The organism is Streptomyces sp. NPDC045695, assembly GCF_056432025.1.
Window position 1 is genome coordinate 20,682 of the sequence record NZ_JBWKJU010000002.1, and the last position, 12,971, is coordinate 33,652.

Here is a 12,971-nt window from a genome sequence, read left to right on the forward strand (position 1 = left end):
GGGCCACCGGCGAGAGGGGCCACAATTTCGTATTGCGGCATGCGGACGCCCCCGGATTAGCACATTCGGGTGAATGAACTGCTCTTCCGGGGGCGGTTGTTCCCTAGGGGGCCGACCTGCTCACCGCAGGCCGGCCCGCTCAGCCGGGAGCCGGGTTGTCGGCGGCGACGTCGTGATCGGGGACGGCCTGTCCCGACCGGATGAGCTCGATCCGGCCCATCACCTTCGACCGCAGGTCGCTCGGCACGTCGTCCGATCCGCAGCACCGCTTGACCAGCTTCTTGACGGCCTGCTCCAGGCCGTACTTCTCCAGACAGGGGCTGCACTCGCCGAAGTGGGTCTCGAACTTCGTGCAGTCGCTGTCGGGCATCTCATGGTCGAGGAACTCGTACAGGTGGTCCAGGACCTCAGAGCACTCTGTCTCGTGCGGCTCTCCGCAACTCATGAGTCCGAGCCTTTCCGGTCGTTCGACTCTCCCGCGCCTGCGGGAACGAGCCCGCGCTCACGGGCGTAGTCCTCCAGCATTCCGCGGAGTTGACGGCGGCCACGGTGCAGTCGCGACATGACCGTACCGATGGGTGTACCCATGATGTCCGCGATCTCCTTGTACGCAAAGCCCTCTACGTCGGCGAGATAGACCGCGATGCGGAACTCCTCCGGAATGGCTTGAAGGGCTTCCTTCACATCCGAATCCGGCAGGTGGTCGAGCGCCTGCGACTCGGCGGAACGCAAACCGGTCGACATGTGCGACTCGGCGCGCGCCAGCTGCCAGTCCTCGATCTCCTCCGCGGCGCTGCGCTGGGGCTCGCGCTGCTTCTTGCGGTAGGAGTTGATGAACGTGTTGGTCAGGATGCGGTAGAGCCACGCCTTCAGGTTGGTGCCTTCGCGGAACTGGTGGAAGGACGCGTATGCCTTCGCGTACGTCTCCTGGACCAGGTCCTCGGCGTCGGCCGGGTTGCGCGTCATGCGCAGCGCGGCCGAGTACATCTGGTCGAGGTAGCCGAGGGCGTCCCGTTCGAAGCGCGCGTTGCGCTCCGGGGTCGTCTCCTCCGCGTGGCCTTCGTCGGTCCCAGCGACAGGACCCACCTCCTCCGACTGCGTGGCGGCTCCGAAAGCGGTTCCGCTCGAATCGGAGAATAGTCGACCATCAGGCTCCTCCGCCGCCCGAAGCGTGCTGCGCTTGGGGGCAGGAAGAACAGTCCAGTCCAGGTCAGCGGCCTGCCGACGGTTCTGACTGATGACCTGGGTCATGCGCTCCCTCTCCTCCGACAAGTTCCCGTACGTACCGACATCCGGGACAACAGAAGGGCGGGACCGCGCATTCCCGCGTACGGGAGGGGTTTCGGCCTTTGATCCCGTTCATTTCCCGGCCGGGAGCTCCAGCAGCCACCGCGCGACCGCGTCGCTGATCATCCCGAGGGCCTCGTCCTGGGTGAGCTCCGCCTTCTTCGGCACGGCGAAGCCGTGATCGCCGTACGGGATCTCCACCAGCGTGTGCCCGCCCGCGGGGAACTCCTCCGGGCGCCCGAAGGGGTCGCGGCCTCCCTGGACGACGAGGGTGGGCCGCCCGGCCCCCGTGAGTTCCCCGGCCCGGGACTTCTCCGGCCGGCCCGGCGGGTGCAACGGGAAGGCCAGCGCCAGGACCCCGGCCGCGCCGAGCTCCGCGGCGGTCCGGCAGGCCACCCGGGCCCCGGCGCTGCGCCCGCCCGCGACCACCGGCAGCCCGGGCCCCGCGAGCGCCGGCCACAGCCCGCGCCAGCCCTCGTCCAGCACCTTGGGCGCGGCGGCGACCTTCTTCCCGGCGACCCGCCAGGGCTGTTCGACCAGTGCGACGGTGATCCCGCGGGCGGGCAGGGCGGCGGCCAGCGCCTGGAGGTCCCGGGCCTCGATGCCGCCGCCGGCGCCATGGCTCACGGCGAGCACGAGCCGGGCCCCGCGGGCGGTGTGCCAGGTGATGCGGGCCTCGCCCGCCGGGGTGGGGACGCTCTCGGTGCGGCTGCTCATGCACCCATCCTGCCCCGGTCAGAACAAGGTGCCCTCCTGCGGCGCGGCCAGCTCCTCCAGCAGCTCCGGCCCGTTGTTGCGGACGTTGCTCACGGCGGTGGACACCGGGTAGGCCCGCATCAGTCCGCCCGGCGGCGGTGCCAGCAGGTGCCGCAGCGACCCCTCGGTGTCGGTGTTCGCGGGATCCAGCCAGGCGTCCCAGCGGTCCGGGGTCAGCATCAGCGGCATCCGCGGGTGGATGTCGGACAGCGAGCGCGGTCCCTCGGCCGGGGCCGCGGCCAGGGGCCCGGTCTCGGCCTCGGTGGTGATCACCGAACAGGTGGCCCACCAGGCCTGCGGGTGCCCGTCGGGCAGGGTCCGGTCGCGCCAGAACTCGTATATCCCGGCCATGGCGAAGACGGAGCCGTCGCGGGGGAGCACGAAGTAGGGCTGCTTGCGGGCCCGTTTGCGCTTCCCCTCCACTTCGAGCTGCCGCTCGTCGTGGGCGGTGACCCATTCGTAGTAGCCGTCGGCGGGGACGATGCAGCGGCGCTGCGCGAAGGGGCGGCGGAAGGACGGCTTCTCGGCGAGGGTCTCGGAACGGGCGTTGATCATCCGGGCGGCGCCGTCGGTGCCGGCCGCCCAGGAGGGGACCAGTCCCCATTTCACGACGCGCAGCTGGCGAACCGGACGCGGATGCGCGGCGTCCTTCAGGGGACGGTCGAGGACGACGTGGACCTCTTTCGTCGGCGCCACGTTCCAGTCGGGGGCCAGCGCCTCCTCGGGCTCCCACCTCTCGATCCCGAAGGCCTCCACGAGGTCCTCGGGCTTACGGCTCGACGCATACCTTCCGCACATGGCTGCCACACTGCCATGGCACCAGACCGCGACCGCAAGGAGTCCGCCACCTCATGGACAGCAGTACGACGGCCGGCCTGTGGGACCGGCTCACGGGTATACAGACCGCCCCCGACCGCTGGCTGGTCATCGTGACCGGCCTGGTCGCCCTGGCCGTCGTCGGGCCCCGCCCGCTGTGGCTGCTGTCGCGCAACGCCGTCACCATCGCCCACGAGGGCGGGCACGGTCTGGTGGCGCGACTGAGCGGGCGGCGCCTGGCCGGGATACGGCTGCACTCCGACACCAGCGGTGTCACCGTCAGCTGGGGCAAGGCCACCGGCCCCGGGATGGTCCTGACCACCGCGGCCGGCTACCCGGCTCCCGCGCTGCTCGGGCTCGGCGGGGCGGCGCTGCTGTCCGCGCACCGGATCACGCTGCTGCTGTGGGTGGCCACCGCCCTGCTCCTGGTGATGCTGCTGATGATCCGCAACGCGTACGGGGCGATGACCGTGCTGCTGACCGGCGGGACCTTCCTGCTGGTGTCCTGGCTGACCCCGGCCGAGGTGCAGGCCGCCTTCGCGTACGGGGTGGTGTGGTTCCTGCTCCTGGGCGCGGTGCGGCCGGTGTTCGAGCTGGGGGCCCAGCGCCGCCGCGGCGGGGCGCCGGACTCCGACGCCGACCAGCTGGGGCGGCTCACCCACCTGCACCCGGTGGTGTGGCTGCTCTTCTTCCACGTCGTCGCGCTGTGCTCGCTGATCGGCGGCGGCCGCTGGCTGCTCGGCCTGTGACCGCCCTCCGAGACGGGGGCGCGATCAAGATCTGGGGCCGGAGGAAGCCACTAAAGTGGGGGCCATGACCGACACCCCCGCGCTCCCTGCCCTCTGGCCCGCTCCGCTCGCCGATGGGACCGTCACCGCCACCGTCACGGTGCCGGGGTCCAAATCGGTCACCAACCGCGCGCTCGTGCTCGCCTCGCTCGCCGCTGAGCCCGGCTGGGTGCGCCGCCCGCTGCGCTCGCGCGACTCCCAGCTGATGTCGGACGCGCTGCGCGCGATGGGCGTGGGCATCGAGGAGACCGTCTCGTCCAGCTCGGCCGGTGACGGCGAGAGCGGCGAGGCCTGGCGCATCATCCCGGCGGCCCTGCACGGCCCGACGACCGTGGACGTCGGCAACGCGGGCACGGTCATGCGCTTCCTGCCGCCCGTCGCCACCCTCGCCGACGGCGACATCCGCTTCGACGGCGACCCGCGCTCCTACGAGCGTCCGCTCGGCCAGGTCATCACCGCCCTGCGCACCCTCGGCGCCCGGATCGACGACGAGGGCCGCGGCGCGCTGCCCATGACCGTCCAGGGCGGCGGCGCCCTGGAGGGCGGCACGGTCGAGATCGACGCGAGCAACTCCTCGCAGTTCGTCTCCGCGCTGCTGCTCTCCGCCCCGCGCTTCAACCAGGGCGTCGAGGTCCGGCACGTGGGCGGCAACCTGCCCTCGATGCCGCACATCCGGATGACCGTGGAGATGCTGCGCGCGGCGGGCGCCCAGGTCGACACCCCCGAGGCGGGCGGTGAGAAGGACGTGTGGCGGGTGGCCCCCGGCGCGCTGCTGGGCCGCGACATGGTCGTGGAGCCGGACCTGTCCAACGCCCAGCCCTTCATGGCCGCGGCTCTGATCACCGGCGGCACGGTGACCATCCCGGACTGGCCGCGCCGCACCACTCAGCCCGGTGACGCGCTGCGCCGGATCTTCACCGAGATGGGCGGCTCCTGCGAGCTGACCGACGCGGGTCTGGTCTTCACCGGCTCCGGCAAGATCCACGGCATCGACGTGGACCTGAGCGAGGTCGGCGAGCTCACCCCGGGCATCGCGGCCGTGGCGGCCCTGGCCGACTCCGAGTCGGTGCTGCGCGGGGTCGCGCACCTGCGCCTGCACGAGACGGACCGGCTGGCCGCGCTCACCAAGGAGATCAACGCCCTCGGCGGCGACGTCACCGAGACCGCTGACGGTCTGCGCATCCGGCCGCGCCGGCTGCACGGCGGCGTGTTCCACACGTACGACGACCACCGGATGGCCACCGCGGGCGCGGTGATCGGCCTGGCCGTGGAGGGCGTACAGATCGAGAACGTGGCGACGACCGCGAAGACCCTGCCGGACTTCCCTGCGATGTGGACCGACATGCTCGGGCAAACCCCGCGGGGAACGGGAGCGTAGGGCCCGTCATGCGCAGGTACGGCAAGAACACCGACGAGGACGACATCCGCCAGCGCCCGAACCCCAAGGGCAACCGGCCGCGGACCACCATCCGGCCCAAGCACGAGGACGCGGCCGAGGGCTTCGTCCTGACCGTCGACCGCGGCCGGCTGACCTGCCTGGTCGACGGCCGCTCGGTGCACGCCATGAAGGCCCGCGAGCTGGGGCGCAAGGCGGCGGTGGTCGGCGACCGGGTCTGGATCGTGGGTGACCTGTCCGGCAAGAAGGACACGCTCGCGCGGATCGTGCGGATCGAGGAGCGCAAGTCCGTCCTGCGGCGCACCGCGGACGACGACGACCCGTACGAGCGGGTGGTCGTCGCCAATGCCGACCAGCTGGCCATCGTCACGGCCCTGGCCGACCCGGAGCCCCGGCCCCGGATGATCGACCGCTGTCTGGTGGCGGCGTACGACGCCGGGCTGGAGCCGCTGCTGGTGCTCACCAAGTCCGACCTGACCTCCGCCGACAAGATCCTGGAGATCTACTCGACCTTCGGCCTGAACTACGTCGTCACCAACCGCGAGGAGCTGGCGACCGGTGACGCCGCCGACCGGGTGCGCGAGCGCCTGAACGGCCGGATCACCGCCTTCGTCGGCCACTCGGGCGTCGGCAAGACCACCCTGGTGAACTCGCTGGTCGCCGAGGGCCGCCAGCGCGCCACCGGGCACGTCAACGCGGTCACCGGCCGCGGCCGGCACACCACGACGTCGGCGCTCGCGCTGCCGCTGCCGGGCGGCGACGGCTGGGTCATCGACACCCCGGGCGTGCGCTCCTTCGGCCTGCACCACGTGGATCCGTCCCGGGTGATCCTGGCCTTCCCGGACCTGGTGCCGGGTACGGAGGGGTGCCCGCGCGCGTGCAGCCACGACGAGCCGGACTGCGCGCTCGACACGTGGGTGGAGGAGGGCCACGCGGATCCGGCGCGGCTGTATTCGCTGCGGCGGCTGCTGCAGACGCGCGAGCGGCGCGAGGGCGACTGACCACCCACCGGCCGGCTGTCGATCGGCGGCCGGTTCACGGCGGGGTGTGCCGGGCAACGGTGTCTGGTAAATGCATAATCGCACCCAGTGACGCGATGTCACGTGACGCGGGGAGGCATTCGGCATGGCGTGGCTGCTGGTCGTCGTCGCGGGTTTCCTGGAGACCGGTTTCGCGGTCTGCCTCAAGCTCTCCCACGGGTTCACCCGGCTGTGGCCGACCGTCGCCTTCGCGTGTTTCGCGCTCGGCAGCTTCGGTCTGCTGACGCTGGCGCTCAAGAAGCTGGACGTGGGCCCGGCGTACGCGGTGTGGACGGGCATCGGCGCGGCCGGGACGGCGATCTACGGCATGGTCTTCCTCGGCGACCTGGTCTCCACCCTGAAGATCGTCTCGATCTCCCTGGTCATCCTGGGCGTCATCGGGCTCCAGCTGTCCGGGTCGGCGCACTGAGCAGCCTGAGCAGCTCGCCCGTCCCCGGCTCCTCCCCCGGGGCGACCACGTAGGACAGGGCCAGGCGTACGGCGAGCTCGCACTGCTCGACGCCCTCCCCCGGCATGAGCGCCGCGGCCGCCCGGTCGCGCACGGCCCGGGCCAGCTCGCCGGGGCCGGGCGTCCTGCCTCCCGCGGCCGGCAGGCCCGCGTCCCAGCCGCCGGTGAGCAGGGCCCGTACGAGGGGGTAGGCGCGGGCCGCCCGTACGGTCCACTCCGCGACCGCGGCGAGCCGCTCGGCCGTCCGGGCCGGAGCGGTCAGGGCCCGGTCCACCCCGTCGAGGTACCGCTCGGCCTCGCGGCGGACCAGGGCGCGGCCCAGGCCCGCCTTTCCGCCGAATTCGTTGTAGAGGGTCTGCCGGGACACCCCGGCGGCGGCGGCCACGTCGACCATCCGCACGGAGGGCCAGGGGCGCACCGAGAGCGCTGCTCCCGCCGCCTCCAGCAAGGACTCCCGGGCTGCCGGCATCTTCGCCTCCCCGCTCGGCTCTCCGGCCAGACTTGACGGGCCGACAGAACCTGTCAAGGGCGCGTTCTGGCCGCACTGTGGACCTCGGTGGTCGGGGTCCGGGAGTGTCGATACTGTTCGGACATGCCCGAGTATGACGATGACCTGCGCCTTGCCCTTGAGCTCGCCGACGCGGCGGACGCCGCCACGATGGAGCGCTTCCGAGCCCTCGACCTGAAGGTCGAGACGAAGCCCGACATGACGCCGGTGAGCGAGGCGGACAAGGCCGCCGAGGAGATCATCCGGGCCGGCATCGCCGCCGCGCGGCCCGACGACGCGATCCTGGGCGAGGAGTACGGCCTGAAGGGCAGCGGTCCGCGCCGCTGGGTCGTGGACCCCATCGACGGCACGAAGAACTACGTGCGCGGGGTGCCCGTCTGGGCGACCCTGATCTCCCTCATGACCGAGGGCGCGGACGGTGAGTTCCGCCCGGTGGTGGGCGTGGTGTCCGCGCCGGCGCTGGGCCGCCGCTGGTGGGCCTCGCAGGGCGGGGGCGCTTACGCGGGCGGTGCGCTGGGCGAGACCAGCGCGATCGGCGTGTCGAAGGTGGCCTCGCTGGGCGACGCCTCGTTCGCCTACTCCTCGCTGGGCGGCTGGGAGGAGCAGGGCCGCCTCGCCGGCTTCCTGGACCTGACCCGGGCGTGCTGGCGCACGCGCGCCTACGGCGATTTCTGGCCGTACATGATGGTCGCGGAGGGCTCGCTGGACCTGTGCGCCGAGCCGGAGCTGAACCTGTGGGACATGGCGGCCATCGCGGTCGTGGTCCAGGAGGCGGGGGGCCGCTTCACGAGCCTGGACGGGGTGGAGGGCGTGCACGGCGGGAACGCGGCGGCCTCCAACGGGCTGCTCCACGAGGAGCTGCTGGAGCTGCTGCGCCCGCGCGGCTGAGACGGGACCGGGTCTGAACCGGGCTCGTGGTCCGCCCGAGCCCGAACTCGTCACCCTGTGCGCCCTCTTGTTGGCACCGCCCGGGAGTGGGAATCTGAGAATCCCCCGCTTGTGCGCTTGTGAAGCCTTTCTCTAGGGACTCCGCTCCCCAGCGATTGCGGGCGCACCCCACCCGAGCGGGGGGACACACCAGGAGGTGGCTCTCTTCATGCTCGTCCGCGACGCCATGAGCACCGTGATCCTCACCCTCGGACCCGCCCACACCCTCCGGCAGGCGGCCTGCCTGATGTCCGGCCGACGCGTCGGCGCGGCCGTCGTCCTCGACCCCGACCACAGCGGCATCGGCATCCTGACCGAGCGCGACATCCTCAACTCGCTCGGCGCGGGCCACGATCCCGACCGGGAGTCCGTGGGCGCGCACACCACCAACAACGTCGTCTTCTGCACCCCTGACGCCACCGTCCAGGAAGCCGCCGAGGCCATGGCCCACGGCGGCTTCCGGCATCTGATCGTCCTGGAGGACGGCGGCCCGGTCGGCATCGTGTCCGTGCGCGACGTCATCCGCTGCTGGGCGCCGGCGCGGCGCGCGGTGTCGGCCTGAGCGGCGCGGGCACCGGCGCGAAACGACGCCGGGCCGCGATCCTCCGAGGAGGGTCGCGGCCCGGCGTTCCGCTACGGCAAGCGATCGGTTCAGCCGCGGAGGGCCTGGACCGCGGCGTCGAGCCGCTTGCCGAAGTCACCGTCCGCCTGACGGAAGTTGTTGATCGCCCGCTCGACGATGTCGTCGCGGGAGACCTTGGCTATGAAGCCGGAGAGATTCTCGATCAGGCGGGCCTTCTCGTCCTCCGAGTACAGGCGGTAGAGGTTGCCCGCCTGGACGAAGTCGTTGTCCTCGCGGTGGACGGGCGCGGCGTGGTTGCCGGTGCCGCCGGTCAGCGCGATCGGCTGCCACAGCGGGCGGTCCGTCTGGTGCGGGCCGCCGAAGCTGTTCGGCTCGTAGTTCTTCGCGCCCTTGTGGCGGCCGTCGTACAGGTGGCCGTCGCGGGAGTTGGTGCGCGCCTCGGTGGCGTGCGGACGGTTCACCGGCAGGTGGTCGGCGTTGATGCCGACGCGGTAGCGGTGGGCGTCGCCGTAGCCGAACAGACGGCCCTGGAGCATCTTGTCCGGGGACGGACCGATACCGGGGACGAAGTGCGCCGGGGAGAAGATCGACTGCTCGACCTCGGCGAAGACGTTCTCCGGGTTGCGGTTGAGTTCCAGCTTGCCGATCTCGATCGGCGGGTAGTCCTCGTGCGGCCACACCTTGGTGAGGTCGAACGGGTTGAAGCGGTAGTCCGCCGCCTCGGCCGCCGGCATGATCTGGACCTGCACGGTCCAGGACGGGAACTCGCCGCGCTCGATGGCCTCGCGCAGGTCGCGCTGGTGGGAGTCGGGGTCCTCACCGGCGAGCTTGTTGGCCTCGGCCTGGGTGAGGTTCTTGATGCCCTGGTCGGTCTTGAAGTGGTACTTGACCCAGAAGACCTCGCCCGCCTCGTTGTTCCACTGGTACGTGTGCGAGCCGTACCCGTTCATGTGGCGGTAGGACGCCGGGATGCCGCGGTCACCGAACAGCCAGGTCACCTGGTGGGTGGACTCGGGCGACAGCCCCCAGAAGTCCCAGACGTTGTCCGCCTCCTGCGAGCCCGTGTACGGGTCGCGCTTCTGGGTGTGGATGAAGTCGGGGAACTTGATGGCGTCCTTGATGAAGAACACCGGGGTGTTGTTGCCGACGAGGTCGTAGTTGCCCTCTTCGGTGTAGAACTTCAGCGCCCAGCCGCGGGGGTCGCGCACCGCGTCGGCGCTGCCGAGGTTGCCCGCGACGGTGGAGAAGCGCAGGAACGTCTCGGTCTGCTTGCCGACCTCGGACAGGAACGCGGCGCGCGTCCACTGCGAGACGTCACGGGTCAGCGTGAAGGTGCCGTAGGCGCCGGCGCCGCGGGCGTGGACGACGCGCTCCGGGATGCGCTCGCGGTTGAAGTGCGCGAGCTTCTCCAGCAGGAGCTGGTCCTGGACCAGGACGGGGCCGCCGACGCCGGCCGTCTCGCTGTTCTGGTTGTCGGCGACCGGAGCCCCGGCCTCCGTGGTGAGCGGTCCCTGCGTCACGTGCGCCTCCTGCGTCATTCCTGCATGCCTGTCCTTGGCGTTCGCCGTAATCGATCCTACAATGGACTTTGTCTAAGTCAAGCAAGCATCCAAGTCCGCACTGGTTCGGGAGTTGCACCGAACCCCTCGCTGTTAGGCTGATGTCTATGAGTGACCTGCTGGAACGACTTCGCGGACGCGGCTGGCGCATGACCGCACAGCGGCGCGTCGTGGCCGAGGTGCTCGACGGTGACCACGTGCACCTGACGGCCGACGAGGTGCACGCGCGCGCCGTGGCGAAGCTGCCCGAGATCTCCCGCGCCACCGTCTACAACACGCTGGGTGAGCTGGTCACCCTCGGTGAGGTCCTGGAAGTCTCCACGGACCGCCGGGCCAAGCGGTACGACCCGAACGCCCACCAGCCGCACCAGCACCTGGTCTGCGCCCAGTGCGGTGCGATCCGCGACGTCCACCCCGTCGGCAACCCCCTCTCCGACCTGCCGGACAGCGAGCGCTTCGGCTTCGTCGTATCGGCGGCCGAGGTGACGTACCGCGGGATCTGCCCGAACTGCGCGGGCGCCTGACTTCTGCGAACGCCGAAGGCCCGGCCCCCACGGGGTCCGGGCCCTTCTGCTGCACGGATCTGCTGTACGGATTTACTGCACGGAAACGACTCAGGGCCCGGATCCATGGGATCCGGGCCCTGAGGCTTCAGTAGCGGGGACAGGATTTGAACCTGCGACCTCTGGGTTATGAGCCCAGCGAGCTACCGAGCTGCTCCACCCCGCGTCGGTAAACCCAACGTTACGTGAACGCCCGCGGCAGATGCAAATCGGTTAACCGGGAGACGGCCGAGCCCCGGCCGTCTCCCGGTCAGGCCGAGAGCTCCTCCGCCAGCGCCTCCCGGAGGCGGGCCGCCCGCTCCGAGACCTCGGCCGGCCCCAGTTCCATGGCGCGAACGCACCACTTCTGGCCCTCCGCCAGGTCACCGTGGCGAGCGGCCAGCAGACCCAGCCGCAGGGCCGCGCGGCCGTGGCCCGCCACCGCCGCCCGGGTCCACCACAGGGCGGCCTCCGGCTCGCTCCCCTCGCGGGCCAGCAGCAGCCCCAGGTTGAACGCCCCGTTGCGGGAACCGGCTTCGGCCGCCTCCCGGTACCAGCGCGCGGCGACCGCCAGGTCACCGCGGGCGGCGGCCAGCATGCCGACCCGCACCTGGGCCCGGCGGTGCCCCAGCTCGGCGGCCCGCTCGTACCACTCCTCGCTCTCGGTGCGCGGGGCGCTGCCCACGGGCTCGCCCAGCGCGACCGGCTCCGGCGGCGGAGCCAGCGACTCCAGCAGCGCGGCCAGGCGGAACGCCGCCTCCGCGCTGCCGCCGCCCGCCGCACACCGCAGATGGCGCTCGGCGGCCCGCTCCTCGCCGTCGCGGACCAGCGCGATGCCGACCTGGAGTGCCGCGTCGGTGTGGCCGGCCGACGCGGCCCGCTCGTACCACTTCAGCGCCGTCCGGTCGTCGTCCCGGCTGGCGAAGAGGATCCCGAGGTTGAACGCCGCGTCGACGCTGCCCGCCTCCGCCGCCTTCGAGAACCACGGCTCCGCGCCCGCCGCGTCCCCGACCTGGAGCAGCATGATGGCCAGCGCGTTGGCGGCCTCGCGGTGCCCGGCGTAGGCGGCACGCCGGTACCACTGCTCGGCCTGGGCGGTCCGCTCCTGGGCGACGCACAGCAGCGCGAGGTTGTAGGCCCCGTTCTGGTCGCCCGCGTCCATGGCGGCCCGGTACCAGCGCTCCGCGGTCTGGGTCTCCCCGCGGGCCGCGTGCAGCGCGCCCAGCGCGTTGGCGGCGTTGCCGTCGCCGTCCTGCGCCGCCCGGTGCCACCACGCGGCCGCGCTGTCCTCGTCGCCCGCGTCACGCAGCAGGAAGCCGAGCGCGCACGCGGCCCGGGCCTCGCCCTGCTTGGCGGAGGTCAGGTACCAGCGCCCGGCCTCCTTGAGCTCCCCGCGCGCCTCCAGCAGCGCGCCCAGGTGCAGCGCGGCACGCCGGTGTCCGCGCGCGGCGGCCTGCCGGTACCACTGCTCGGCCTCGGCGGGGTCGCCCTTGCGCAGGTGCCGCGCCAGCCGGTAGGCGGCCTCGCGGTGCCCCTGTTCGGCGGCGGCGCGGAACCACCGCTCCACCCCCTTGTCCCCGCGGTGCTCCAGCAGGTCGGCCAGCCCGTACGCGCCCAGGGCGTGGCCGGATTCCGCCGCCTGCCGCATCCAGTACTCGGCCGCGGGCTCGTCTCCGCGCTCGCGGAAGTAGCGGCCCAGGGCGTGCGCGGCCGGGGCCGATCCGGCCACGGCGGCGACCCGCCACCAGCCGGCGGCCTCCTCCGGGTAGCCCCGCTGGTGCAGGAGCACGCCGAGGTTGTTCGCGGCGGCGCGGTCCCCCGCGGCGGTGGCCCCCCGCAGGTACGGCTCGGCCCCGACCAGGTCACCGCGGCGCAGCAGCAGCGCACCGAGCACGCTCATGGCACCGGGGTCGCCCTGGTCGGCGGCCACCCGGTGGCGGGCTTCCAGCTCGGCGTCGCTCGCCGCGTCGGTCTCGGCGAACACTTCCTCCGCACTGTGCTTGTCCAAGAATTCCGCATCGGTCAGCGGGGTCTGCGCGTTGACAACGGGAGCCGAGTCACCGGCTCCCGTACCCGGCTCGGTCTCCGCCCTCACAAACCGCCCTGTCTCCAGCAGAGTTGACCTGTCCCCCATAAATCCCATCGTCGCATCACCTGCTACCCGCGTACACCTGGTATGTCGCAGCCAGTGAGGTCACTACAGCGTTTTGTCGACATGCCCACAGTGGGGTAAGTCAAACACGCTCCACCGACAACTCACCCGTATCAGCTACCGCGTGTCCCTCCCGGGCATGACGAAGGCCCGGATCCCATGGATCCGG

14 protein-coding genes and 1 tRNA gene are annotated in these 12,971 nt (G+C 71.9%); 7 read left to right on the plus strand and 8 right to left on the minus strand.

The features are described from left to right. Positions 1-139: 139 nt before the first annotated feature. From rsrA to AC07DU_RS03230, 4 genes are all read right to left on the minus strand, one after another. A complete protein-coding gene (rsrA, locus tag AC07DU_RS03215) occupies positions 140-445 on the minus strand; it encodes a mycothiol system anti-sigma-R factor (RefSeq protein WP_360888119.1) in 306 nt (101 codons plus the stop codon). Continuing rightward, on the minus strand, positions 442-1,086 hold the full coding sequence (locus tag AC07DU_RS03220) for a sigma-70 family RNA polymerase sigma factor (RefSeq protein WP_326593567.1): 645 nt from the start codon (positions 1,084-1,086) through the stop codon (positions 442-444). Before AC07DU_RS03220 ends, rsrA begins: the two co-directional genes overlap by 4 nt. Positions 1,087-1,359: 273 nt before the next feature. After that, positions 1,360-2,004 (minus strand): alpha/beta hydrolase family protein, encoded by a 645-nt coding sequence (locus tag AC07DU_RS03225; RefSeq protein ID WP_360888116.1) that lies wholly within the window; start codon positions 2,002-2,004, stop codon positions 1,360-1,362. 18 nt (positions 2,005-2,022) lie between these two features. Next, positions 2,023-2,841, minus strand: coding sequence for an SOS response-associated peptidase (locus tag AC07DU_RS03230; RefSeq protein ID WP_360888113.1), 819 nt, complete (start codon positions 2,839-2,841; stop codon positions 2,023-2,025). Between the two features lie 53 nt (positions 2,842-2,894). Here AC07DU_RS03230 and AC07DU_RS03235 point away from each other — a divergent pair, with 53 nt between their 5' ends. From AC07DU_RS03235 to AC07DU_RS03250, 4 genes are all read left to right on the plus strand, one after another. Continuing rightward, complete coding sequence (locus AC07DU_RS03235) at positions 2,895-3,608, plus strand: M50 family metallopeptidase (protein WP_360888110.1); 714 nt, start codon at positions 2,895-2,897, stop codon at positions 3,606-3,608. Positions 3,609-3,672: 64 nt separating this feature from the next. Continuing rightward, positions 3,673-5,025, plus strand: a complete 1,353-nt coding sequence (gene aroA / locus AC07DU_RS03240; protein WP_479027060.1) for a 3-phosphoshikimate 1-carboxyvinyltransferase — start codon at positions 3,673-3,675, stop codon at positions 5,023-5,025. Between the two features lie 8 nt (positions 5,026-5,033). Next, the gene (gene rsgA / locus AC07DU_RS03245) at positions 5,034-6,044 is read left to right on the plus strand and encodes a ribosome small subunit-dependent GTPase A (RefSeq protein WP_360888104.1); all 1,011 of its coding nucleotides are present in this window, start codon (positions 5,034-5,036) and stop codon (positions 6,042-6,044) included. A 124-nt stretch (positions 6,045-6,168) separates the two neighbouring features. Continuing rightward, positions 6,169-6,492 carry a DMT family transporter gene (locus AC07DU_RS03250; RefSeq protein ID WP_360888101.1) on the plus strand — a complete coding sequence of 108 codons (324 nt, stop codon included), beginning with the start codon at positions 6,169-6,171 and terminating at the stop codon, positions 6,490-6,492. Here the strand turns inward: AC07DU_RS03250 and AC07DU_RS03255 are convergent. After that, positions 6,458-7,000 carry a TetR/AcrR family transcriptional regulator gene (locus AC07DU_RS03255; protein ID WP_479027056.1) on the minus strand — a complete coding sequence of 181 codons (543 nt, stop codon included), beginning with the start codon at positions 6,998-7,000 and terminating at the stop codon, positions 6,458-6,460. The two genes, AC07DU_RS03250 and AC07DU_RS03255, sit on opposite strands and share 35 nt — an antisense overlap. A gap of 123 nt (positions 7,001-7,123) precedes the next feature. On the opposite strand from AC07DU_RS03255, the gene hisN reads away from it, so the two are divergent. Then, positions 7,124-7,927 carry a histidinol-phosphatase gene (gene hisN / locus AC07DU_RS03260; protein ID WP_479109387.1) on the plus strand — a complete coding sequence of 268 codons (804 nt, stop codon included), beginning with the start codon at positions 7,124-7,126 and terminating at the stop codon, positions 7,925-7,927. Between the two features lie 208 nt (positions 7,928-8,135). Next, positions 8,136-8,528, plus strand: coding sequence for a CBS domain-containing protein (locus AC07DU_RS03265; RefSeq protein ID WP_479027158.1), 393 nt, complete (start codon positions 8,136-8,138; stop codon positions 8,526-8,528). 89 nt (positions 8,529-8,617) lie between these two features. On the opposite strand, the gene AC07DU_RS03270 is transcribed toward AC07DU_RS03265, so the two are convergent. Further along, a complete protein-coding gene (locus AC07DU_RS03270) occupies positions 8,618-10,087 on the minus strand; it encodes a catalase (RefSeq protein ID WP_479109389.1) in 1,470 nt (489 codons plus the stop codon). 128 nt (positions 10,088-10,215) lie between these two features. On the opposite strand from AC07DU_RS03270, the gene AC07DU_RS03275 reads away from it, so the two are divergent. Continuing rightward, complete coding sequence (locus AC07DU_RS03275; protein ID WP_360888091.1) at positions 10,216-10,632, plus strand: Fur family transcriptional regulator; 417 nt, start codon at positions 10,216-10,218, stop codon at positions 10,630-10,632. 131 nt (positions 10,633-10,763) lie between these two features. On the opposite strand, the gene AC07DU_RS03280 is transcribed toward AC07DU_RS03275, so the two are convergent. Together AC07DU_RS03280 and AC07DU_RS03285 are read right to left on the minus strand one after the other, a co-directional pair. Continuing rightward, positions 10,764-10,837 (minus strand) — tRNA-Met (locus AC07DU_RS03280). 84 nt (positions 10,838-10,921) lie between these two features. Then, positions 10,922-12,793, minus strand: a complete 1,872-nt coding sequence (locus AC07DU_RS03285; RefSeq protein WP_479027047.1) for a tetratricopeptide repeat protein — start codon at positions 12,791-12,793, stop codon at positions 10,922-10,924. Between the last annotated feature and the right edge of the window lie 178 nt (positions 12,794-12,971).

What these genes read in the sequence shown, in the direction of transcription:
- aroA (WP_479027060.1), top strand. Translation starts at nt 3,673, where the DNA reads ATGACCGACACCCCCGCGCTCCCTGCCCTCTGGCCCGCTCCGCTCGCC.
- rsgA (WP_360888104.1), top strand. Translation starts at nt 5,034, where the DNA reads ATGCGCAGGTACGGCAAGAACACCGACGAGGACGACATCCGCCAGCGC.
- hisN (WP_479109387.1), top strand. Translation starts at nt 7,124, where the DNA reads ATGCCCGAGTATGACGATGACCTGCGCCTTGCCCTTGAGCTCGCCGAC.
- AC07DU_RS03225 (WP_360888116.1), bottom strand. Translation starts at nt 2,004, where the DNA reads ATGAGCAGCCGCACCGAGAGCGTCCCCACCCCGGCGGGCGAGGCCCGC.
- AC07DU_RS03250 (WP_360888101.1), top strand. Translation starts at nt 6,169, where the DNA reads ATGGCGTGGCTGCTGGTCGTCGTCGCGGGTTTCCTGGAGACCGGTTTC.
- AC07DU_RS03230 (WP_360888113.1), bottom strand. Translation starts at nt 2,841, where the DNA reads ATGTGCGGAAGGTATGCGTCGAGCCGTAAGCCCGAGGACCTCGTGGAG.
- AC07DU_RS03255 (WP_479027056.1), bottom strand. Translation starts at nt 7,000, where the DNA reads ATGCCGGCAGCCCGGGAGTCCTTGCTGGAGGCGGCGGGAGCAGCGCTC.
- rsrA (WP_360888119.1), bottom strand. Translation starts at nt 445, where the DNA reads ATGAGTTGCGGAGAGCCGCACGAGACAGAGTGCTCTGAGGTCCTGGAC.
- AC07DU_RS03285 (WP_479027047.1), bottom strand. Translation starts at nt 12,793, where the DNA reads ATGGGATTTATGGGGGACAGGTCAACTCTGCTGGAGACAGGGCGGTTT.
- AC07DU_RS03275 (WP_360888091.1), top strand. Translation starts at nt 10,216, where the DNA reads ATGAGTGACCTGCTGGAACGACTTCGCGGACGCGGCTGGCGCATGACC.
- AC07DU_RS03235 (WP_360888110.1), top strand. Translation starts at nt 2,895, where the DNA reads ATGGACAGCAGTACGACGGCCGGCCTGTGGGACCGGCTCACGGGTATA.
- AC07DU_RS03270 (WP_479109389.1), bottom strand. Translation starts at nt 10,087, where the DNA reads ATGACGCAGGAGGCGCACGTGACGCAGGGACCGCTCACCACGGAGGCC.
- AC07DU_RS03265 (WP_479027158.1), top strand. Translation starts at nt 8,136, where the DNA reads ATGCTCGTCCGCGACGCCATGAGCACCGTGATCCTCACCCTCGGACCC.